This window comes from Streptomyces sp. NPDC003035, from assembly GCF_042888285.1.
In the GTDB taxonomy this organism is placed as follows: domain Bacteria; phylum Actinomycetota; class Actinomycetes; order Streptomycetales; family Streptomycetaceae; genus Streptomyces.
Genome location: NZ_JBIAPJ010000007.1, coordinates 451911 through 473113, shown reverse-complemented (window position 1 = coordinate 473113; position 21203 = coordinate 451911). Strand labels below are relative to the sequence as shown.

17 protein-coding genes, 1 rRNA gene and 1 pseudogene are annotated in these 21203 nt (G+C 72.9%); 15 read left to right on the top strand and 4 right to left on the bottom strand.

The features are described from left to right. The 3 genes and pseudogenes from rrf to ACFYV5_RS24680 form a co-directional block, all read left to right on the top strand. Positions 1–91, top strand: a 5S ribosomal RNA gene (gene rrf, locus ACFYV5_RS24690); the annotation flags it as partial. A 253-nt stretch (positions 92–344) separates the two neighbouring features. After that, a pseudogene (locus ACFYV5_RS24685) lies at positions 345–1217 on the top strand (hypothetical protein); the annotation flags it as partial. 324 nt (positions 1218–1541) lie between these two features. After that, positions 1542–2321 (top strand): tetratricopeptide repeat protein, encoded by a 780-nt coding sequence (locus tag ACFYV5_RS24680; protein ID WP_389171991.1) that lies wholly within the window; start codon positions 1542–1544, stop codon positions 2319–2321. Positions 2322–2375: 54 nt separating this feature from the next. Here the strand turns inward: ACFYV5_RS24680 and ACFYV5_RS24675 are convergent, their stop codons facing one another. Continuing rightward, positions 2376–3662, bottom strand: coding sequence for a DUF1015 domain-containing protein (locus tag ACFYV5_RS24675; protein ID WP_389171921.1), 1287 nt, complete (start codon positions 3660–3662; stop codon positions 2376–2378). Positions 3663–3756: 94 nt separating this feature from the next. Between ACFYV5_RS24675 and ACFYV5_RS24670 the strand changes: the two genes are divergently transcribed. The 4 genes from ACFYV5_RS24670 to ACFYV5_RS24655 all read left to right on the top strand — a co-directional run bounded on the left by ACFYV5_RS24670 (position 3757) and on the right by ACFYV5_RS24655 (position 8029). After that, on the top strand, positions 3757–4809 hold the full coding sequence (locus ACFYV5_RS24670) for an HAD hydrolase-like protein (RefSeq protein WP_389171918.1): 1053 nt from the start codon (positions 3757–3759) through the stop codon (positions 4807–4809). A 186-nt stretch (positions 4810–4995) separates the two neighbouring features. After that, positions 4996–6051 (top strand): iron chelate uptake ABC transporter family permease subunit, encoded by a 1056-nt coding sequence (locus ACFYV5_RS24665; RefSeq protein ID WP_389171915.1) that lies wholly within the window; start codon positions 4996–4998, stop codon positions 6049–6051. 59 nt (positions 6052–6110) lie between these two features. Continuing rightward, complete coding sequence (locus ACFYV5_RS24660; protein ID WP_389171988.1) at positions 6111–7172, top strand: FecCD family ABC transporter permease; 1062 nt, start codon at positions 6111–6113, stop codon at positions 7170–7172. A 26-nt stretch (positions 7173–7198) separates the two neighbouring features. Continuing rightward, the gene (locus ACFYV5_RS24655; RefSeq protein WP_389171912.1) at positions 7199–8029 is read left to right on the top strand and encodes an ABC transporter ATP-binding protein; all 831 of its coding nucleotides are present in this window, start codon (positions 7199–7201) and stop codon (positions 8027–8029) included. Here the strand turns inward: ACFYV5_RS24655 and ACFYV5_RS24650 are convergent. Next, the gene (locus tag ACFYV5_RS24650) at positions 8018–8365 is read right to left on the bottom strand and encodes an SCP2 sterol-binding domain-containing protein (RefSeq protein ID WP_389171910.1); all 348 of its coding nucleotides are present in this window, start codon (positions 8363–8365) and stop codon (positions 8018–8020) included. The genes ACFYV5_RS24655 and ACFYV5_RS24650 overlap by 12 nt on opposite strands. 42 nt (positions 8366–8407) lie before the next feature. Here ACFYV5_RS24650 and ACFYV5_RS24645 point away from each other — a divergent pair, with 42 nt between their 5' ends. The 6 genes from ACFYV5_RS24645 (at position 8408) to ACFYV5_RS24620 (ending at position 14360) form a co-directional block, all read left to right on the top strand. Next, positions 8408–8713 carry a hypothetical protein gene (locus ACFYV5_RS24645; RefSeq protein WP_389171907.1) on the top strand — a complete coding sequence of 102 codons (306 nt, stop codon included), beginning with the start codon at positions 8408–8410 and terminating at the stop codon, positions 8711–8713. 7 nt (positions 8714–8720) lie between these two features. After that, a complete protein-coding gene (locus tag ACFYV5_RS24640) occupies positions 8721–9536 on the top strand; it encodes a TlyA family RNA methyltransferase (protein ID WP_389171904.1) in 816 nt (271 codons plus the stop codon). Continuing rightward, the gene (locus ACFYV5_RS24635) at positions 9533–10444 is read left to right on the top strand and encodes an NAD kinase (RefSeq protein WP_355115525.1); all 912 of its coding nucleotides are present in this window, start codon (positions 9533–9535) and stop codon (positions 10442–10444) included. Before ACFYV5_RS24640 ends, ACFYV5_RS24635 begins: the two co-directional genes overlap by 4 nt. Before the next feature lie 147 nt (positions 10445–10591). Continuing rightward, positions 10592–12310 carry a DNA repair protein RecN gene (recN, locus tag ACFYV5_RS24630; RefSeq protein WP_389171985.1) on the top strand — a complete coding sequence of 573 codons (1719 nt, stop codon included), beginning with the start codon at positions 10592–10594 and terminating at the stop codon, positions 12308–12310. 71 nt (positions 12311–12381) lie between these two features. Beyond that, the gene (locus ACFYV5_RS24625; RefSeq protein ID WP_389171899.1) at positions 12382–13185 is read left to right on the top strand and encodes a hypothetical protein; all 804 of its coding nucleotides are present in this window, start codon (positions 12382–12384) and stop codon (positions 13183–13185) included. An 86-nt stretch (positions 13186–13271) separates the two neighbouring features. Beyond that, on the top strand, positions 13272–14360 hold the full coding sequence (locus ACFYV5_RS24620; RefSeq protein ID WP_355115529.1) for a glycosyltransferase family 4 protein: 1089 nt from the start codon (positions 13272–13274) through the stop codon (positions 14358–14360). Between the two features lie 474 nt (positions 14361–14834). On the opposite strand, the gene ACFYV5_RS24615 is transcribed toward ACFYV5_RS24620, so the two are convergent. After that, entirely contained in the window at positions 14835–16457 is a 1623-nt protein-coding gene (locus ACFYV5_RS24615; RefSeq protein WP_389171896.1) for a PucR family transcriptional regulator, read from the bottom strand. A gap of 161 nt (positions 16458–16618) precedes the next feature. Here ACFYV5_RS24615 and ACFYV5_RS24610 point away from each other — a divergent pair, with 161 nt between their 5' ends. Together ACFYV5_RS24610 and ACFYV5_RS24605 are read left to right on the top strand one after the other, a co-directional pair. Next, on the top strand, positions 16619–18151 hold the full coding sequence (locus tag ACFYV5_RS24610; protein ID WP_389171893.1) for an APC family permease: 1533 nt from the start codon (positions 16619–16621) through the stop codon (positions 18149–18151). Positions 18152–18176: 25 nt separating this feature from the next. Next, positions 18177–19802 carry a flavin monoamine oxidase family protein gene (locus tag ACFYV5_RS24605; RefSeq protein WP_389171890.1) on the top strand — a complete coding sequence of 542 codons (1626 nt, stop codon included), beginning with the start codon at positions 18177–18179 and terminating at the stop codon, positions 19800–19802. 1 nt (position 19803) lies between these two features. Here ACFYV5_RS24605 and ACFYV5_RS24600 read toward each other — a convergent pair whose 3' ends face one another. Then, positions 19804–21192, bottom strand: a complete 1389-nt coding sequence (locus ACFYV5_RS24600) for an FAD-binding oxidoreductase (RefSeq protein ID WP_389171888.1) — start codon at positions 21190–21192, stop codon at positions 19804–19806. Positions 21193–21203 lie beyond the last annotated feature (11 nt).

Genomic DNA, 21203 nt, shown 5'->3' with positions numbered 1-21203 from the left:
GCCCGGTTACATTCCGAACCCGGAAGCTAAGCCTTTCAGCGCCGATGGTACTGCAGGGGGGACCCTGTGGGAGAGTAGGACGCCGCCGAACAATCTTTCAGGACCCTTGGTCCCAGCGTTCACGCTGGGACCAAGGGTCCTTTTGTTTTTCCTTGAACTGTTCGAAGCGCGTCGGAGTGCCGACTGCGCGAGAATGACTGCAGTACCCGAAGACAGGAGTCACGTCGATGTCCACCAACTCTCCCGACGACCGTCCGGAGCGCGAGCCGCGTCGTAGGGACGGTGGCGACCGGGGCGGCTACCGCGGGCCCCGTCGTGACGACAACCGAGGCGGCGGCGACAACCGTGGTGGTGGCGGTTTCCGCCGCGACGACAACCGTGGCGGTGACAACCGCGGGGGCGGCGGCTTCCGTCGTGACGACCGTGGTGGCGAGCGGCCGGCCTTCCGCCGTGATGACCGTGGTGGCGACAACCGCGGTGGCGGTGGCGGTGGTTTCCGTCGTGACGACCGTGGCGGTGACAACCGTGGCGGGGGCGGCGGCTTCCGCCGTGACGATAACCGCGGTGGCGACACCCGTGGTGGAGGTGGCTTCCGTCGCGATGACCGCGGTGGTGACAACCGTGGTGGCTTCCGTGGCGGTGACACGCGTGGTGGCGGTGGTTTCCGCCGCGACGACCGGCGTGATGAGCGTCCTCCCTTCCGTCGGGATGACCGTCGCGATGCCCCCCGTGACGACCGTGGTGGTGAGCGCCCCGCGTTCCGCCGCGATGACCGTGGCGGTGACAACCGTGGTGGTGGCGGCGGCTTCCGGCGCGACGACCGCCGGGACGAGCGTCCTCCCTTCCGTCGTGACGACCGTGGTGGCGACAACCGCGGTGGTGGCTTCCAGCGGGACGACCGTCCGTCGTTCCGTCGTGACGACCGTGGTGGCGACAACCGCGGTGGTGGCTTCCAGCGGGACGACCGTCCGTCGTTCCGTCGTGACGACCGTCCCCGTGACGACAACCGTGGCGGTGGCTTCCGGCGCGACGATCGTCCGCGTGATGACCGTCGTGATGACCGTCCGCCGTTCCGTCGTGACGATCGGCGCGACGACAACCGCGGTGGCGGTGGCGGCGGCTTCCGGCGTGACGACAACCGCGGTGGTGGTTTCCGGCGCGACGATCGTCCGCGTGATGACCGGCGTGACGACCGTCCCCCGTTCCGTCGTGACGACCGCCGTGACGACAACCGCGGTGGCGGCGGCGGCTTCCGCCGCGACGACAACCGCGGCGGCGGCGGCTTCCGGCGCGATGACCGGCGGGATGAGCGTCCGTCGTTCCGTCGTGATGACCGCCCCCGTGACGACCGCCGTGATGAGCGGCCCCGTGGGCCCCGTCGTGAGGACAGCCGCGGTGGTGGCTTCCGCCGTGACGACCGTCCCCGTGACGACCGCCGCGACGACAGCCGTGGTGGCTACCGCGGTCGCGACGACCGGGGTGGCTACGGCCGTCGGGACGACCGCGACCGGGACCGTCCGGATCGCGCGCCCATCAAGCGGCTGCCGATCCCGGACGACGTCACGGGTGACGAGATCGACCAGGACGTGCGCCAGGAGCTCATGAGCCTGCCCAAGGGGCTCGCCGAGGATGTCGCGCGCAACCTCGTCATGGTCGCCAACCTGATCGACGAGGACCCGGAGCAGGCGTACGCGTACTCCCGTATCGCCCTGCGGCTCGCGTCCCGCGTCGCCGCCGTCCGCGAGGCGGCCGGATTCGCCGCGTACGCCACGCAGAAGTACTCCGAGGCGCTGGCCGAGTTCCGGGCCGCGCGGCGGATGACCGGTGGTGTCGAGCTGTGGCCCGTGATGGCCGACTGCGAGCGTGGCATGAGCCGGCCCGAGCGGGCCCTCGCCATGGCCGGTGAGCCCGAGGTGCAGAAGCTGGACAAGGCCGGGCAGGTAGAGATGCGGCTCGTCGCCGCCGGTGCCCGCCGGGACATGGGGCAGCTCGACGCCGCCATCGTGACCCTGCAGAGCCCCGAGCTCGCCTCCACCGCCGTCCACCCGTGGACCGCGCGCCTGCGGTACGCCTACGCCGACGCGCTGCTCGCGGCCGGGCGCGAGGCCGAGGCCCGTGAGTGGTTCGCCAAGGCGCTGGAGTCGGACAAGGACGGCGCCACGGACGCCTCCGACCGGCTCGCGGAACTCGACGGCGTCGAGTTCGTGGACGCGATCGACGAGCTGGACGAGTCCGAGGACGTCGTCGGGACCGACGCCGTCGACGAGGCGGACGAGGACCACGACGACGAGGACGACGAGGACGCGGACCTCAAGGACTGACGTTGTGTGATGAAGGGCGGCACCCCCTGCGGGGTGCCGCCCTTTTTCGTGCGCTCAGTCCAGCGCGAGGCTTCTGAGGACCAGGCCCGTCGCCGGCTTCGGTCCGAAGGAGGTCGACTTGCGCGGCATGGTGACGCCCTGCCGGGCCAGGTCCCGTACGACGTCCTCCCGTACCGGATGCATGAGCACCGCCGTACCGCCACGGCGTTCGGCCTGGTCGACGGCGGCCTCCGTGTCGTGGATGTAGCTGATCTCCTCGGGCGTGTCCGGAAGGTGCCAGACATGGTCGAGGAGCGTGGAGTGCAGGACCGTGGCGTCCAGGGTGCGCCATGCCTCCGGGCGGTCCGCGCGGATCGTGCGGGCCAGCAGCTCCGGGTCGGGCCGGTCGAGGAGGTGGAAGGCACCGTCGCCGGCCAGGAGGAAGGCGTTGCCTTCGGCCGCGGCGGACTCCAGGGAGTCCATGGCCGTCGACAGTGGGCCCTCCACGCGGCGGACGCGGAAGCCGTCACCGAGAGCGGCGAGCGCGTCGGCGACGGGGAGGCGGTTGAGGAGCCGGTGGATGGCCCGGACCCGGAGCGGGTAGCGGGCCGTGTCGATGAGGAGGACGAGGCCGTAGTCCCACGGGCTGGGTCGCGCGTGTTCCTCGCGCAGCCGCAGGTACGTCGCCCAGCGGTGGTGGCCGTCGGCGATCAGCGCCTGGTGCTCCGCGAGGCCGGCGGAGACCGCCGCGAGGTCGGCGGGGTCGGTGATCCCCCAGAGCCGGTGGCTGAACCCGTCCTCGGTGGTCGTGGCGAGCAGCGGTTCGCTCCGCGCGGTGCGCTCGATGACCTCCGCGGCTCCGTTGCCGTCGCCCCGGTACGTGAGGAGGAGCGGCTCCAGATTGGCGGCCGTGGTCCGCATCAGCGCGGCACGGTCCTCGACCACGTGCGGCATGACGTCCTCGTGGGGGAGCACGACGCCCTCCTCCGGGGTGGAGAGCTCCAGGGCGCCGATGATGCCGCGCTGCAGGATGCCGTCTCCGCTCTGCTCGTACACGTACAGGGCGGGCTCGGGGTCCGGGGCGAGGACGCCGTCGGCGAGCCAGCGATCGAGGGTGACGGCGGCCTTGCGGTGGCGGGTGCCGGCGGTGATCGCCTGCGGCAGGATCAGCCGGACGATGTTGTGGGGGTCGGCGGACTCGAGGTGGTGCAGTCCGTCGGGCCGTACGACGACGTCGTACGGCGGAGAGGTCACGGCGGCCAGGCTGCCGACCCGTTCGGGGACGTAGCGCAGTCCCCGGAACGGGACCATGTGCAGACCGTCGGCGCGGACGTCGTCGGCCGCGGGACCTGAGGTGTTCATTACGCAATCGTAAGTGGGCGGTGGCAATGAGCGATGATCGGGGGAGACGGGGAATGGCGTGATCGTTTCGCGGTGATGTGAGGAGTACGAGGTCATGGGTGACGGCGGCCGGGGTCGGCGGGGCAGGAAGCGGCCGGGCGGGAGCGTGCGGGCGCTGAGCGAGGCGTATGACACGGCGCTGCTCGATCTGGACGGCGTGGTGTACGCGGGCGGGGAGGCGATCCCGTACGCGGTCGAGGCGTTGGGTGCGGCGCGGGCGGGCGGGATGCACCTCGCGTACGTCACCAACAACGCGCTGCGGACGCCGGAAGCGGTGGCCGCGCATCTGACCGAGCTGGGGGTGCCGGCGGAGGCGGGGGACGTCATCACGTCGGCGCAGGCGGTGGCGCGGCTCATCGCCGACGATGTGCCCGCCGGGTCACGGGTGTTGGTGATCGGCGGGGAGGGGCTTCGGGTGGCGCTGCGGGAGCGGGGCCTGGTGCCGGTGGAGTCGGCCGACGAGGACGGTCTGGCGGCGGTGGTCCAGGGGTACGGCGGGCCGGAGCTGCCGTGGGGCCGGTTCGCGGAGGCCAGCTATGCCGTGGCGCGCGGGGTGCCCTGGTACGCCTCGAACACGGACCTGACGATTCCCGGGGCGCGGGGGATCGGGCCGGGGAACGGGGCGGCGGTGGAGGTCGTGCGGATCGCCACGGGCGGTGTCGCGGAGCCGAAGGTGGCGGGGAAGCCGTTGCCGCCGATGCACCGGGAGACGGCGCTGCGGACGGGTGCGGAGCGGCCGTTGGTGGTCGGGGACCGGCTGGACACGGACATCGAGGGGGCGTTCAACGGGGGCGTGGACTCGTTGCTGGTGCTGACCGGCGTGACGGACGTGGCGCAGCTCCTTGCGGCGGTGCCGGAGCACCGGCCGACGTATGTGGACGCGGATCTGCGGGGGTTGCTGGCGGGGCAGCCGGAGGTGGTGGAGTCCGGCGGGGGCTTCGAGTGCGGCGGATGGACGGCGTCGGTGAGCGGGGGAGCGCTCGTGCTGGAGGGCGAGGGGGACGCGATGGACGGGGTACGGGCGTTGTGCGGGGCGGCCTGGTCGGAAGCGGGGGCGGGTGCGTGCGGCGTGGACGCGGGGACGGCGCTGGGGCGGTTGGGATGGTGAGCGGACGGCGGTCGAGGTGGTGAAGGCACGGCGGCCGGGGTGGTGAAGACGCGGCGGCTGGGGTGGTGAAGACGCGGCGGCCGGGGTGGTGAAGACGCGCGCCGCGGTGGGCCGCTGAGCGGCTTGGGCTGCTCAGACGACATACAGAGATCGAACAGCCATAGCAGGGTAGGCTAACCTAACCGGGTGTTGGTCGAGAGTCCCTCCCGAGCGAGCGCGGAGTCGACCGGTCCTGCCCAGACGCCGACGCGCCGGCATTCCGTGCGCGCCGTCGGGTTGGTGGCGGCCGTCGGAGTCCTGCTGCTGGTCTGTGTCCTGAGCATCATGATCGGCGCCAAACCGGTGCCGCTCGCCGATGTGTGGCACGGGCTTTTCCAGAACACCGGTGTCGGGAACGACGTCATCATCCATGACGTACGCGTCCCTCGGACCCTCCTCGGACTGCTCGTCGGCATCGCCCTCGGCCTCTCCGGGGCCGTGATGCAGGGCCTCACCCGTAACCCTCTCGCCGAGCCCGGCCTCCTCGGCGTCAACGCCGGGGCAGCCGCGGCCGTCGTCTCCGCGATCGCGTTCCTCGGGGTCACGGACGCCGGCGACTACGTGTGGTTCGCGTTCGTCGGCGCCGCCGTCGTCTCCGTCGTCGTGTACGTCCTCGGGGGCAGCCGCAGCTCCACCCCCGTACGCCTCGCGCTCGCCGGAACCGCCGCCACCGCCGCGCTCTACGGCTACGTCAACGCCGTACAGCTGCTCAACTCCGCGGCACTCGACCGGCTCCGCTTCTGGATCGTCGGCTCGCTCGCCTCCGCCGACATGGAGACCGTGCGCCGGGTGGCGCCGTTCATCCTCCTCGGCGTCGTGCTCGCCCTGCTCATCTCCCGGCCCCTCAACGCCATGGAGATGGGCGACGACACCGCCCGCGCGCTCGGCGCCAACCTCAACCGCACCCGCGTCATCGCCATGGCGGCCGTCACGCTGATGTGCGGCGCCGCGACCGCCGCCTGCGGACCGATCGTGTTCCTCGGGCTGATGGTCCCGTATCTCGTACGGGCCATCACCGGCCCCGACATGCGCTGGATCCTCCCGTACGCCGCCGTCCTCTCGCCCGCCCTCCTCCTCGGCTCCGATGTGATCGGCCGGCTCGTCGCCCGCCCCGCGGAGCTCCAGGTCGGCATCGTCACGACGCTGGTCGGCGGGCCCGTCTTCATCCATCTCGTACGCCGCAAGAGGATGGCCCAGCTGTGACGCCCAAGGCTGTGACGCCCAAGGCTGTGACGCCCAAGGCTGTGACGCCCAAGGCCGCGATGCCCGAGGCCGTGACCACCAAGGCCGTGACCACCCGGTCGATACGGACCGGTGGCGGACTCTCCGTACGGTACGAGCCCCGCGCCGCGCTCTGCGTGCTCGCGCTGCTCGTCCTCACCCTCGCCGGCGGCGTCGTCCTCATCGGCAGCGGCGACTTCCCCATCGCGCCCGGAGAGGTCCTCGCCACCCTGCTGGGCGACGGCACCGTCGCCCAGGAGTTCGTCGTCCAGGACCTGCGCCTGCCGCGCGTCCTCGTCGCCGTGTTCGTCGGCGCCGCGCTCGGCATCGGCGGCGCGGTCTTCCAGTCCATCTCCCGCAACCCGCTCGGCAGCCCCGACGTCATCGGCTTCGGCCAGGGCGCGACCGTCGGGGCGCTCACCGTCATCGTGCTCTTCCAGGGCAGCGCCGCCGCCGCCGCGGGCGGAGCCGTCGTCGGCGGCCTGATCACCGGCGCCGCGATCTACCTGCTCGCCTGGAAGCGCGGGGTCCACGGCTACCGCCTCGTCCTCGTCGGCATCGGCGCGGCCGCCATGCTCACCTCCGTCATCCACTACCTCATCACCAAGGCGAACCTGGTCGACGCGACCCGTGCCACGGTGTGGATGACCGGCTCGCTGGACGGGCGTGACTGGGAGCAGTTCTGGCCGCTGCTCGCCGTCTGCTGCGTCCTGATCCCGCTGGTCCTCGGGCACGGACGGGCGCTGCGGATGCTGGAGATGGGCGACGACGCCGCGTACGCCCTCGGCGTGCGGGTCGAGCGGACCCGCATCGTGCTGATGGGCTCCGCCGTGCTGCTCGTCGCCGTCGCCACCGCCGCCGCAGGACCCATCGTCTTCGTCTCGCTCAGCGCGCCCCAGCTGGCCCGCCGGCTGACCCGTTCGCCCGGCCCCAACCTCGCCGCCTCCGCCCTCATGGGCTCCGCGCTGCTGCTCGTCGCGGACTGGACGGCGACCAACGCCTTCGGCGACCGGCAGCTGCCCGTCGGCGTCATCACCGGTGTGCTCGGCGGCTGCTATCTGCTGTGGCTGCTCGTCACGGAACGCAAGGCGGGACGGATATGAACGAGAAGAACCTCAGGAGCACCCCCATGGACGGTCAGACCCAGCGGCTCAGCGCGGAGTCGGTCACCCTCGCCTACGACCAGCGGATCATCGCCCGCGACCTGTCCGTCGTGATTCCCGACAACTCCTTCACGGTCATCGTCGGGCCCAACGCCTGCGGCAAGTCGACGCTCCTGCGCGCCCTGTCCCGGATGCTCAAGCCCTCCCAGGGGCGCGTGCTCCTCGACGGGCAGACCATCCACACCATGCCCGCGAAGAAGGTCGCCAAGACCCTCGGCCTGCTGCCCCAGTCCTCCATCGCCCCCGACGGCATCACGGTCGCCGACCTGGTGGCCCGCGGCCGCTACCCCCACCAGGGGCTGCTGCGCCAGTGGTCGCCGGAGGACGAGCGGATCGTGCAGGAGTCGATGGCCGCGACCGGCGTCGCCGAGCTGGCGGAGCGGTACGTCGACGAGCTGTCCGGCGGCCAGCGCCAGCGCGTGTGGATCGCGATGGCGCTCGCCCAGCAGACCCCGCTGCTGCTGCTCGACGAGCCCACGACCTTCCTCGACATCCAGCACCAGATCGACGTCCTGGACCTGTGCGCCGAGCTGCACGAGACCCAGGGCCGGACCCTGGTCGCCGTCCTGCACGACCTCAACCACGCCGCCCGGTACGCCACTCATCTCATCGCCGTCCGCGGGGGCGAGGTGGTCGCGGAGGGGCCGCCGTCCGAGATCGTGACGGCCGAGCTGGTGGAGCGGGTCTTCGGGCTGCGCTGTCAGGTCATCGAGGACCCGGAGACCGGGACGCCGCTGGTGGTGCCGGCCGGCCGGAAGGCGCGGGCCGCGAGGCAGGAGCCCGCGCTACAGAAGTGATCGCAGCCGGAGCAGATCGCGGAAGCCGGCCTCCAGCCTGACCCGGCCGGAGGCCCAGGCCTTCGCGAAGTTCAGCTCCCCGTTCACCATCGCCACCAGGTCGTCGCCGGTCATCGCCAGACGGATCTGCGCCTTGGCGGGCGGTGGCCCCGCCACTGTGTCCTGGACCTCGATCCGGCCGCCCGCGAGACGGCCCGTGAACGTCGTGTCCAGGTCCTTGATGTGGCAGCTCAGGGTGCGGTCGAGCGCGGCGGCGCTGCGTACCTCGCCGTCCGCGCGGGTGAGATTGTCCGAAAGCTTGTCGAGTGCGCTGCGGCACTCCTCGATCGTGGCCATCGTGATCGACCGTACCCCAGGGCTTCGCGATAGCGTCGGGGGATGGACGACGTGATGCCGGAGCCGCAGGACACCAGGGCGGGAGCGGACGAGGACGCGGCCTTCGAGCCCGCCGCGCCCGCGCCCATGGGCGTGCCGCTCACCCCCACCGGGCACCCTGGCGTGGACGCCCTTCTCGGCCGTCTTTCGGACGCGGACCACCTCCCGGCCGACGGACACCTGGAGGTGTACGAGGATGTACACCGTGGGCTGCGCTCCGAGCTGACCTCGCTCGACGCCGTCCGCCCCGGACCGACACCCGGCCCTGGACCGACCCCGCCGACATCGTCGTACAACCACAGGAGCTGAACCCAACGTGGCAGGAGTGGCACGCCGCCGTCTGGACGCCGAGCTGGTACGCCGCAAGCTCGCCCGCTCGCGCGAGCACGCCAGCCAGCTGATCGCGGCGGGGCGGGTGACCGTCGGCAAGACCGTGGCGACCAAGCCGGCCACCCAGGTCGAGACCGCCGCGGCCATCGTCGTCGCCCAGGACGACGCCGATCCCGACTACGTCTCGCGCGGCGGCCACAAGCTCGCCGGGGCCTTCGCCGCCTTCGTACCGCAGGGTCTCCGGGTCGAAGGGCGGCGGGCCCTCGACGCGGGCGCGTCGACCGGCGGTTTCACCGACGTCCTGCTGCGGTCCGGCGCCGCGCACGTCGTCGCCGTCGACGTCGGCTACGGACAGCTCGCCTGGTCGCTGCAGAGCGACGACCGGGTCACCGTGAAGGACCGTACGAACGTCCGCGAGCTGACCCTCGAAGCGATCGACGGAACGCCGGTCGACCTCGTCGTCGGCGACCTCTCCTTCATCCCGCTCGGCCTCGTGCTGCCCGCCCTGGTGCGCTGCACCGCCCCCGACGCGGACCTGGTGCTGATGGTGAAGCCGCAGTTCGAGGTGGGCAAGGAACGGCTCGGCACCGGCGGCGTCGTCCGCAGCCCCGAGCTGCGGGCGGACGCCGTACGGAACGTGGCGCGCCAGGCCGGCGAGCTCGGGCTCGGTGTACTGGGCGTGACCGCGAGCCCCCTGCCCGGACCGTCCGGCAACGTCGAGTACTTTCTGTGGCTGCGGGCAGGGGCGCCCGCGCTCGATCCGGCGGATGTCGACCGCGCCGTGGCGGAAGGACCTCGTTGAGCTCAACGACAGCAGCACAGCGCACCGTTTTCCTGCTCGCGCACACCGGCCGGCCGGCCGCCGTGCGCAGCGCCGAACTCGTCGTCCTCGGGCTGCTGCGCAGCGGGATCGGCGTCCGCGTCCTGGAGGCGGAGGCGGTCGACCTGCCGCTGCCGCCCTCCGTGGAGGTGGTGCCGGAGGCTTGCTCCGACGCGTTGGAGGGGTGTGAGCTGCTGGTGGTCCTCGGCGGCGACGGGACCCTGCTGCGCGGCTCGGAGTTCTCCCGGGCGTCCGGCGTGCCGATGCTCGGCGTCAACCTGGGGCGGGTCGGCTTCCTCGCGGAGGCCGAGCGCGACGACCTCGACAAGGTCGTCGACCGGGTCGTCACGCGCGCGTACGAGGTCGAGGAGCGGATGACCCTCGACGTCGTCGTGTACGAGAACGGCGACGTACTGCACCGGGACTGGGCCCTGAACGAGGCCGCCGTGCAGAAGGTCTCCCCGGAGCGGATGCTGGAGGTCGTGCTCGCCATCGACGGCCGGCCGGTCACCGGATTCGGCTGTGACGGGGTGATCTGCGCGACCCCGACGGGCTCGACGGCGTACGCCTTCTCGGCCGGCGGACCGGTGATCTGGCCGGAGGTCGAGGCGCTGCTGATGGTCCCGATCGGGGCGCACGCGCTCTTCGCCAAGCCGCTGGTGACGACTCCGGAATCGGTGCTCACGGTGGAGGTCGAGCCGCACACCCCGCACGGCGTGCTGTGGTGCGACGGGCGGCGGACGGTCGAACTCCCGTCAGGCGCACGGGTGGAGGTGCGGCGCGGGGAGGTTCCCGTACGGCTGGCCCGACTGCACCACGCCTCGTTCACGGACCGCCTGGTGGCGAAGTTCGCCCTGCCGGTGTCGGGCTGGCGCGGCGCGCCGCACTAGCACCGGACCGGCCCCCGCCACGGGCCGCGCTCCCCCCACCCCCACGGGTGACAGCCGTATTCGCGACCTGCGTGTTCGCACCGTTCCGGCAGGGGCCGTCGCACAGCCGGGCCTCGACCTCGTAAGGTCTTCCCCGTGCTGGAGGAGATGCGGATACGGTCGCTCGGGGTCATCGACGACGCTGTTGTCGAGCTGTCACCCGGTTTCACCGCGGTGACCGGTGAGACCGGTGCGGGCAAGACCATGGTCGTCACGAGCCTGGGGCTGCTGCTCGGCGGACGCGCCGACGCCGCCCTGGTGCGCATCGGCGCGGGCTCGGCCGTCGTCGAGGGGAGGATCACCCTGCCCGAGGGTTCGCCGGCCGCCGCGCGGGCGGAGGAGGCCGGTGCCGAGCTCGACGACGGTGCCCTGCTCATCAGCCGGACCATCTCGGCCGAGGGGCGCTCGCGCGCCCATCTCGGCGGGCGCTCCGTGCCCGTCGGCCTGCTCGCCGAGCTCGCCGACGAACTCGTCGCCGTCCACGGCCAGACCGACCAGCAGGGCCTGCTCAAGCTGGCCCGGCAGCGCGGGGCCCTCGACCGCTACGCGGGCGACGCCGTCGCCGTACCGCTGGCCGCGTACGGGGAGGCGTACCGGCGGCTGCGGGCCGTCGTCGCCGAGCTGGACGAGATCACCACGCGGGCGCGGGAACGGGCCCAGGAGGCCGATCTGCTGCGCTTCGGCCTCGGTGAGATCGAGGCCGTCGAGCCGCGGGCCGGGGAGGACACCGAGCTGGCCGCGGAGGCGGAGCGGCTCGGGCACGCCGAGGCCCTCGCCTCCGCCGCCGCCCTGGCGCACGCGGCGCTCGCCGGACAGCCCGAGGATCCGGAGGCCGTCGACGCGACGACCCTGGTCGCGGGTGCGGGGCGCGCCCTGGAAGCCGTACGCCTCCACGATCCGGCGCTCGCCGCGCTCGCGGACCGGATGGGGGAGATCTCCATCCTGCTGGCCGACGTGGCCGGGGAACTGGCCGGGTACGCCGACAACCTGGACGCCGACCCGCGTCGGCTCGCGGCCGTCGAGGAGCGGCGGGCGGCGCTGACCCAGCTCACCCGGAAGTACGGCGCGGACGTCTCCGCCGTCCTCGCGTGGGCGCAGGAGAGCGCGGCCCGGCTCACCGAGCTGGAGGGCGACGACGACCGGATCGGGGAGCTGACGGCCGAGCGGGACGCGCTGCGGACGGAGCTGTCGGTCCTCGCACAGGCGCTCACCGACGCCCGTACGGAGGCGGCGGCACGGTTCGCCGACGCCGTCACCGCCGAACTGGCCTCGCTGGCCATGCCCCACGCGCGCGTGTCCTTCGACATCCGGCAGACCGAGGACCCCGAGGGTGTCGAGGTCGGCGGACGGACCGTGGCCTACGGGCCGTCCGGCGCGGACGAGGTCGAACTGCTCCTCGCCCCGCACCCGGGGGCCCCGCCGCGCCCGATCGCCAAGGGGGCGTCCGGCGGTGAGCTGTCGCGGGTGATGCTCGCGGTGGAGGTCGTCTTCGCCGGTACGGATCCGGTGCCGACGTACCTCTTCGACGAGGTCGACGCGGGCGTCGGCGGCAAGGCGGCCGTGGAGATCGGCCGCCGTCTGGCCAAGCTCGCCAAGTCCGCCCAGGTCGTGGTCGTCACGCACCTTCCGCAGGTCGCGGCCTTCGCCGACCGGCAGCTGCTGGTGGAGAAGACGAACGACGGGTCCGTGACCCGGTCCGGTGTCACGGTCCTGGAGGGCGAGGACCGCGTGCGCGAGCTGTCGCGCATGCTGGCCGGCCAGGAGGACTCGGAGACGGCCCGGGCGCACGCGGAGGAACTGCTGGCGACGGCGCGGGCGGACGCCTGACGGTGGGTGCGGGGGGTGGGGCGAGAGCCCTGCCCCGCTTCCCTCGTGCCCCGAGTCCTAGGCTGGGCTCCATGATCGGGAAGCTGGGCAGGCTCGGGACGTTCGCGGTGGCCGCGGGGGTGAGCCGGGCCGTGTACGCCGGGCTGCGGCGCGGCGACGACGAGCGGTGGCGGAGGAAGAACTACGCCGGGCGGAGCGTCGACCTGTACGCGGGGCCCGCGATCGCCGTCGGGACCGCGATCGCCGCCGGGACCGCGTCGGCCGCTCGGGGAGGACCGGCCGCTCGGGGAGGACCCGTTGCCTTTGCCGTTCTCGCCGCCGGCGCCTGCGGGGCGTACGACGACCTGAGGGGCGACCACCGGAGGGGCTTCCGTGCACACCTCGATGCCCTGCGCTGCGGCGAGGTCACCAGCGGCGCCGTGAAGCTGTTCGGGATCGGTGCGGCCGGGCTCGTGGCCGGGGCGCTGCTGAAGGAGCGTCCGGTGGACAAGGTCCTGGCGGGCGTGGTCATCGCGGGGACCGCGCACTTCGTCAACCTCGTGGACGTGGCCCCCGGGCGCGCCGCGTTGACGGTACTGGGGCTCGGCGCCCCCGGACTGCTGCGCGGTCCGTTCGCCGCCGCGCCGATGGGCGCCGCGGCCGCCGTCCTCGCCGACGACCTCGGTGAGCGCACCATGCTCGGGGACGCGGGCGCGCACGCGCTCGGCGCGGCCGTCGGTTGCGCGATCGCCGCCGGGAACGGGCGGCTCGGACTCGCCGTCCACGCGGCGGGGCTCATCGCGGCGGCGGTGTGCGGCGAGCGAAGCGAGATGGGGGTCCCCCGGCCGGAGGCCGGGGGAAGGTCAGTGCCTTCGTGCGCTCACCCATGTGAGTGATCCCGCCCGGCGAGTTGAGGGCTCGGACACGGGAACGACGCGGCTTCGGTGCCGGAACGTGCGTACGGGCTGGCATCCTTGGGCGCGTGACACAGCTCCGTACGGTCCAAGTGCTGGGCGGCGGCAGCGCGGGCAGCAGCGCTCACGTCAGATCACTTGCCTCGGGGCTGGTGGCGAGGGGCGTGCGGGTGACCGTGTGCGCCCCGGCCGAACTCGACCGCGCCTACGACTTCATCGGTGCCGGCGCGCACTTCGTGCCCGTCCCGCGCCGCAACGACCCTGCGACGGTCACGGCGCTCCGCAACGCCTGCATCGGCGCGGACGTCGTGCACGCGCACGGACTGCACGCCTCGGTGCGGGCGATGCTCGCGCTGGCGGGCGGGGCACGGACGCCATCGCTCGTGACGACCTGGCACACCCGCCATCACGCGGAAGGCGCGCGGGGCGGGCTGTTGCGGCTGCTCGAACGAAGGACCGTACGGGCGGCGGCGGTCGTCCTCGGCACCTCCTCCGAACTCGTCGACCGGGCACGGCGGCGCGGGGCACGGGACGCCCGGCTCGCGCCGGTGACGGTGCCGGCGTCGCGGGCACCGGTCTGCCTGCACGACGGGAAGGCGCGGGCGGACCTGGGGGCGGTGGACCGGCCGTTGCTGATGGCGGTCGGCGCGCTGGTCCCGGAGCGGGGGTACGGGATGCTGCTGGACGCGGCGCGGTTGTGGCGTGACCTGGATCCGCAGCCGCTGCTGGTGATCGCGGGGGAGGGGCGCGAGCGGGCGGCGCTGCAGCGGCGGATCGAGGAGGAGGGCCTGGCGGTCCGGCTGATCGGCAGCCGGGACGACGTGGCGGAGCTGCTGGCCGCGGCGGACGTGGCGGTCCTGCCGTCGCGGTGGGAGGCCCGCTCCCCACTGGCGCAGGAGGCACTGCGGCTCGGTGTCCCGCTGGTCGCGACGGCGGTGGGCGGGGTGCCCGAACTGGTCGGCGACGCGGCGGAGTTGGTCCCGTGGGGCGACGCGGCGGCGCTGGCGGAGGCGGTGCGGGGCCTCTTGACGGACGTGGACCGCCGGATGGACCTGGCGGCGGCGGGGCGGGTGCAGGCGGGTACGTGGCCGACCGAGGACGAGACGATCGCGCACGTCCTGAGCGTGTACGACGAACTCTCGGACCGCCGCCGCTGAGCGCGGCGCGGGCGGACAGCCCCCCACCCCGCCCCTCCCCGAAACCCTGACGGGACCGGGGGGCTCGGCCCCGTGGACCCCCGCCGGGGTGGCCGCCCCGAGGCCGGGGCGGCCACCCCGTTGTGGGCAATCGTCCCGCGTGGGGCCCCCAGGGCGAAGCCCTAGGGGGAGGGACGGGTGGGCACAACGGACGGCGCCCTGGCGGGCGCGTCCGCTCCGCGTGGCCCGGTGGTCGCGGCGGCGCTTGGCCCTGCGCGGGCGCGCTCATGGGCGGCCGCCCGGTGGGACGGTGGGCATGGCCCCGTATGGGCGTCGCCCACAGGCGCCCCCGGTGCCCACGGGGGCGTGGCCCTGCGCGGGAGTCGCGCACGAGCGGTCCCGTCGCCACAGGGGCGTCGCCACGGGGCCCGGTGGGGAACGGCGCCTTGGTGGGGCCGGCCGTGTCGAGAGACCCGCCGCCCCAGCGTGTCGCCGCTACGCGGTGTGGCGTCTTGCTCGGAGCGCCAGTGACAGCGCCAGGACCGTCTGAGGGTCGTCCAGGTCCGTGCCGAGGAGTTCGGAGATGCGCGCCAGGCGGTTGTAGAGCGTCTGGCGGTTCAGGTGGAGTTCGCGGGCCGTCTCCGCCTTGCGGCCCGCGTGGGCCAGGTACGTCTCCAGCGTCGGGAGCAGCGGCGGTCGCGAGGTGCGGTCGTGGTCCCGCAGCGGGCCGATCGCGCGGTCCACGAACGCCGCCAGGTCCGGGTGCTCCCGCAGGCGCCACAGCAGCAGGTCGATGTCCAGGCGTCGCGCGTCGTACCAGGGGCGGTCCGACAGCCCCTGCGCCGCCGTCGCCGTCTCGCCCGCGTGCCGCAGGGACGCCGACGCCGCCGCCCAGCCGCCCGCGATGCCCACCACGACCACCGGCGGGTGCGCGCCCGCCCTTTCGAGGCCCGCCCGCTCCACGCCCGCACGCAGCGCCGCCGCGACCCGGTCCGCCACCGCCGTACGCTCCGACTCCGACCGCAGGCCCAGCAGCAGCGGCACCCGGCCCTCCACCGGGCGGACGCCCAGCAGGACGGGGACCCCCACCGACGAGAGCTCCTCCAGGACCGCCCGGGCGAGCAGCGCCCAGTTGCCCGAGGGGGAGAGCTCGGAGGCGAGACGCATCACCACCGGGAGCAGCGGCCCGTCGCCCGGGCGGAAGCCCAGCACCCGAGCCTGCGCCGGCGCGTCCTCCGCCGTGATCCGCCCCTCCGCCAGGTCCGTCAGGAAGTCCCCTCGCCCGCGGGCCGCCAGCTCCTCCTCCTGCCGGGCCTGCATCAGGACGACCGCCAGAATCCCCGCCGCCCGCTCCGCCGCCATCCGGTGCACCAGGGAGAGAGGACCCGAGACGGACAGCAGCACCAGGCGCGCACGGACCGAACCCGCCCCCGGCCCGCCGCCCGGCACGTCCACCAGCACCGACCCCGTCGGCGGGCCCGACTCCCGTGCCGCCCGCTGGCCCCGCAGCCCGTCCCACACCTGGAGCGGGTCCGCCGGGGCCGACTCCGTGCCGGCGGCGTAGAGCAGCTGCCCGTCCGCCGTCTCCAGGAAGACCGGGTTCGCGGTGAAGTCGGCCAGGATCCGCAGGACCTGCGGCACCCCGCCCCCACCGAGCAGCGCCTCCGTGCACTGCCGGTGGACCTCCTCCGCCTGCCGCAGGAGCGCGTAGTGGCCGTTGACGATCTCGGTGTGGATCTCCTCCGTCACCGCGACGAACGGGACCTCCCGATGGAGCTGCACCAGCGGCAGGCCGGCCGAACGCGCCGTATCCACGATCGTCGCCGGCAGTCGCGAGAAGCGCGGGCCCAGCTCCACCACGAGCGCGGCGATGCCCCGCTCCGCGAGCCGCCGTACGAACGCCCGCTGCTCCGCCGGGCGCGTGCCGAGTCCCAGGCCCGTGGTCAGCAGCAGCTCACCGCCCTTGAGCAGGGACGCGATGTTCGGGACCTCGCCCGCGTGCACCCAGCGCACCGTCCGGTGCAGCCGGTCCGCCCCGGCGACGACCTCCGGGAGGCCGCCACGGAGTCCGGGCAGCTCCAGCGCCCGCTGCACGGTGATCCCGCCCTGATTGTCCATGGAGCCGGACGCTACCCGCGGACATGTTGCGACGACATCACCCGACGGTCACGGGACCCGACACATCGTCCGCACTGTCGACAACTCGTCGCCCCAACAGGCCGATTGTGCGACCGCATGTCGATTGTGGCGTACGTCACCCCGGAGGATCCTTTCCGGCCATGGCACAGAACCCCACCCCAACCTCCGCCCCCGAGGTGCACCGGCTCAAGGCCAACTCGGTCGGGCTCGTCGGCGTCGTCTTCATGGCCGTCGCCACGGCCGCCCCGATCACGGCGATGACCGGCAACCTCCCCATCGCCGTCGGCTTCGGCAATGGCACCGGCGCCCCCGCCGGCTATCTCTTCGCGACGCTCGTCCTGACCGTCTTCTCGGTCGGCTACGTCGCCATGGCCAAGCGGATCACCGCCGCCGGCGCCTTCTACGGCTACATATCGCACGGCCTCGGCCGGATCGCCGGCATGGCCTCCGGCATGCTCGCCGTCCTCGCGTACATCGTCTTCGAGGCGTCGATCGTCGGCGTGTTCGCCTACTTCACCAAGACGACGGTCGCCGATCAGCTCGGCGTGGACCTGCCGTGGATCGTGTACGCGGCGGCGATGCTCGCCGTCACCGCCGTCCTCGCGTACTTCGACATCAACCTCACCGCCAAGGCGCTCGGCGTCATGCTGATCGCGGAGATCGCCGTCCTCTTCGCGGTCGCCACCGCCGTGCTCATCGCCGGTGGCGGACCCGACGGCATCCCCGTCGAGCCGATCAACCCCGCGAACGCCTTCACCGGCGCGTCCGCCGGCCTCGGTCTCTTCTTCGCCTTCTGGTCCTGGGTCGGTTTCGAGTCGACCGCGATGTACGGCGAGGAGTCCCGCGACCCCAAGCGCGTCATCCCTCGAGCGACCCTCATCTCCGTCGTCGGCGTCGGCCTCTTCTACATCTACGTCTCCTGGATGGCGATCGCCGGCAACGGGCTCGCGGGTTCGGTCACGCTGTCGTCCTCGGCGAACCCCCTCGACCTGTTCTTCGCGCCCACCCAGACCTTCATCGGCGCCTGGGCCGTCGACGCCTTCCAATGGCTGCTGCTCACCGGCTCCTTCGCCTGCGGCATGGCCTTCCACCAGTGCGCCTCCCGCTATCTCTACGCCATCGGCCGCGAGGGCTTCCTCCACCCCGCCCTCGGCCGGACGCACCCCAGGCACGGCTCCCCGTACATCGCCTCCTACGTCCAGAGCGCCATCGCGGTGCTGCTCGTCGGCGCGTTCTGGCTCACCGGCCAGGACCCGTACATCCACCTCTACACCCTGCTCGCGATCCTCGGCACGATGGCGATCCTCATCGTCCAGACGCTCTGCTCCTTCGCCGTCATCGGGTACTTCCGCAAGAACCACCCGGAGGACCGGCACTGGTTCAAGACGCTCACCGCGCCCCTCCTCGGCGGCATCGGCATGACCGCCGTGGTCGTGCTGCTGATCATCAACATGGAGACCGCGGCGGGTCTCGCCGCCGACTCGCTCTTCTTCAAGGCGATCCCGTGGATCGTCGGAGCGGTCTTCTTCGGCGGCCTCGGCCTCGGCCTCTACCTCAAGGCCAAGCGTCCCGAGCGCTACGAGATCATCGGCCGGATCGTCCTGGAGGACGCCACCGAGCGCGCCGACGACGAGCAGCCCGCCCCCGCCCCGACCGCCGTCACCCAGAGCTGACCCTCACCCCTCCAGGAGCGCCCCCATGGCACGCACCAACCCGATGCACCTCCTGAAGCGCCTCGCCGCCGAGCACGCAGACGCTCGACGGCTGGGCCTTCCCGTCGACGAGCTGAGGGAGATGCGGTCCGACACCCTCGGACGGCGCTCCCTCCTGAAGTACGCCGCAGCCGCGGGGATCGCCGTCTCCGCGGGCACGGCCGTCTCCCGGCCCGCGGTGGCCCGGGCCGTGACCCCCGCCCGCGTCGCGGTCGTCGGCGCCGGCATCTCCGGGCTCACCGCCGCCCTCACCCTCCAGGACGCCGGCGTCACCCCGACGCTCTACGAGGCCAACCCCTCACGCGTCGGCGGCCGCATGTGGACCCAGCGGAGCCACTGGGCGTACGGGCAGACCTCCGAGATCGGCGGCGAACTGATCGACACCAGCCACAAGAAGATCCTGGAGCTCTGCCGCCGCTTCGACCTCCCCGTGGAGGACTTCCTCGGCGGCGGACCCACCGGCGCCGAGGAGGTCCTCTGGTTCAACGGCACCTACTACCCGCGCCACCAGGCCGACGAGGACTTCAAGGCCGTCTACCAGTCTCTGCGCCGCGACCTGTCCGAGGCGGGCGAGGTCATGTGGAACCAGACCACGCCCACCGGCACGGCACTCGACAACATGTCGATATACGAATGGATCGAGTCCCGGGTCCCCGGCGGGCACTCCTCGCCGCTGGGCAAGTTCATCGATGTCGCCTACAACGTGGAGTACGGCGCCGACACCACCGAACAGTCCTCGCTGGCCCTCGTCCTGCTGATGGGCTATCAGACCAATCCGGGCCACTTCAACGTCTGGGGCCTGTCCAACGAGCGGTACCACATCACCGGCGGCAACGACCAGCTCCCGAACGCCATCGCGGGCGCCCTCGCCCCCGGCACACTGCGGCAGGGCTGGTCGCTCACCGCCGTACGGGCCAACGCGGACGGCACCCAGACCCTGACCTTCACCGAGGCCGGCGCCGTACGGACCGTCACCGCCGACCACACGATCCTGTGCCTGCCGCTGCCGATCCTGAAACAACTCGACCTCAGCCGGGCCGGGTTCGACCCGCTCATGCAGAACCTCCTGCGGGACGCGCGGATGGGGTACTGCACCAAGCTCAACATGCAGTTCGGCACCCGCCCGTGGCGCGGCACGGGCGCCTGGCCCGGTGTCTCGGCGGGTGACTGCTTCACCGACACCGAGGTCCAGCAGACCTGGGACACCACCAAGATCCAGGGAGGCACGGGAGGCATTCTCATCCAGTACGGGGGCGGCAGCCTCGCCAAGGCCCTCACCCCGGCGGGGCCGTTCTCCACCGAGTCCGACCCGTACGTACGGGACCTGGTCAGCCGGTACCTGCGCGGCATCGACGCCTTCTTCCCCGGGACCTCGAAGGCGTACACGGGCCGCGCCCAGCTCTCCGCCTGGCACCGCAACCCGTACACCCTCGGCGCGTACTCCTGCTGGCCGGTCGGCTATCTGCACCGGTACGCCGGGTACGAGGGCACCGCCCAGGGCAACGTCCACATCGGCGGCGAGCACTGCAGCTACGACTTCCAGGGATTCATGGAAGGCGGCGCCACCGAGGGCGAGCGGGCCGCCCGGGAGGTGATCGACGCCCTGAGGTGAGTCAGCGGGCCGGTGTGATGTTGTGGTTGAGACGGAAGACGTTGTCGGGGTCGTACACGGCCTTCACCGCGGCCAGGCGTCGGTAGTTGTCGGCGCCGAACCCGGCGACGACCCGCTGTTCGCCCTCGGAACCGATGAAGTTGAGGTAGACGGCGTCCATCGACCACGGCTGCGCATCGGCCCGCACGTCCCGTACCCACTGCCTGACGCGCTCGTCGTCGGCCGGGTCCTCCCAGGTCCCGAAGGGGTGGACGACCCAGGGTGCGGTCCGCCAGGCCAGCGGGTACTCCGACGGGCCCGCGGCCACGGCCCCGCCCATCATGAACAGCACGTGCTGGGTGGTGGTGGGCATCGGGATCAGCCCCCCGCGCCGGCAGAAGACGTCCACGGCCTCGTCCGGGAACGCGGTCAGATACTCCGCGGACCAGTAGTTCCGCAGCCCGGGCGGGTCGTCGATCATGCACTGGAGGTCCGCGTACGGAACGTCCGTGACGATCTGGACCTCGGGCTTCAGTGCCAGCAGCGGCGCCGCGAACTCGTGGACCCCGTCGACCGGGCCCGCGTACGTGACCATCACGCCGCAGACCAGCTCGCCGACGAGATGCTCGGGGACGAAGGGTTCGGGCGGCGCGGGGAAGTAGATGACGCCGCCGCCCACCTCGTCCGGGGCGGTCGCGCCGAGGTCGCGGAAGGTGCGCATCACCTCGGGCGCGGACTCGGGGAGGAAGAGGAGCAACGCGAAGCTCATGACCGGCAGTTCGTGCACCCGCAGGGTGAGCGAGGTCGCCACCCCGAAGTTGCCTCCGCCGCCGTGCAGCGCCCAGAACAGCTCCGGGTGCTCCTCCGCGTCCGTGTGGACGTGTTTCCCCTCCGCCGTGATCAGGTCGGCGGCGAGCAGGTTGTCGCAGGCCAGCCCGAACTTCCGCTCCAGCCAGCCCGATCCGCCGCCCAGGGTGAAGCCGCCCACGCCCGTGGTGGACACCCGCCCACCGGTGGTCGCCACATGGAAGGGCCCGCAGGCGCGGTCCAGATGGCTCATGGCCGCGCCGCCCTCGACCCGTACGGTCATGCCCTCCGGATCGACGACCACCGCGTGCATCCGGCGCAGGTCGACGACGAGACCGCCCTCGACGACCGAGGTCCCCGCGACGCTGTGACCGCCGCCGCGCACCGCGATCGGCAGCTCCGTCTCCCGGGCGAAGAGGACCGCGTTGGAGACGTCCGCCTGGGTGGCGCACTGGGCGATCACCGCGGGCCGGCGGTCGATCATGCCGTTGTGGACGATCCGGGCCTCGTCGTAGCCCGGATCACCGGGTACGTACACCTCACCGGCCAGATCCTCGCGCAGTCCGGTGAGCGCGGCTTCCGGGACGCCGTACTGGGGAGCCATCGGACGCCCCC

Bases quoted from the DNA above. Each gene is read 5' to 3' on its own strand.
- ACFYV5_RS24605 (WP_389171890.1), top strand. From the start codon at position 18,177: ATGGCACGCACCAACCCGATGCACCTCCTGAAGCGCCTCGCCGCCGAG.
- ACFYV5_RS24655 (WP_389171912.1), top strand. From the start codon at position 7,199: ATGGACGGTCAGACCCAGCGGCTCAGCGCGGAGTCGGTCACCCTCGCC.
- ACFYV5_RS24615 (WP_389171896.1), bottom strand. From the start codon at position 16,457: ATGGACAATCAGGGCGGGATCACCGTGCAGCGGGCGCTGGAGCTGCCC.
- ACFYV5_RS24660 (WP_389171988.1), top strand. From the start codon at position 6,111: ATGCCCGAGGCCGTGACCACCAAGGCCGTGACCACCCGGTCGATACGG.
- ACFYV5_RS24625 (WP_389171899.1), top strand. From the start codon at position 12,382: ATGATCGGGAAGCTGGGCAGGCTCGGGACGTTCGCGGTGGCCGCGGGG.
- ACFYV5_RS24675 (WP_389171921.1), bottom strand. From the start codon at position 3,662: ATGAACACCTCAGGTCCCGCGGCCGACGACGTCCGCGCCGACGGTCTG.
- ACFYV5_RS24645 (WP_389171907.1), top strand. From the start codon at position 8,408: ATGGACGACGTGATGCCGGAGCCGCAGGACACCAGGGCGGGAGCGGAC.
- ACFYV5_RS24600 (WP_389171888.1), bottom strand. From the start codon at position 21,192: ATGGCTCCCCAGTACGGCGTCCCGGAAGCCGCGCTCACCGGACTGCGC.
- ACFYV5_RS24650 (WP_389171910.1), bottom strand. From the start codon at position 8,365: ATGGCCACGATCGAGGAGTGCCGCAGCGCACTCGACAAGCTTTCGGAC.
- recN (WP_389171985.1), top strand. From the start codon at position 10,592: ATGCGGATACGGTCGCTCGGGGTCATCGACGACGCTGTTGTCGAGCTG.
- ACFYV5_RS24610 (WP_389171893.1), top strand. From the start codon at position 16,619: ATGGCACAGAACCCCACCCCAACCTCCGCCCCCGAGGTGCACCGGCTC.
- ACFYV5_RS24670 (WP_389171918.1), top strand. From the start codon at position 3,757: ATGGGTGACGGCGGCCGGGGTCGGCGGGGCAGGAAGCGGCCGGGCGGG.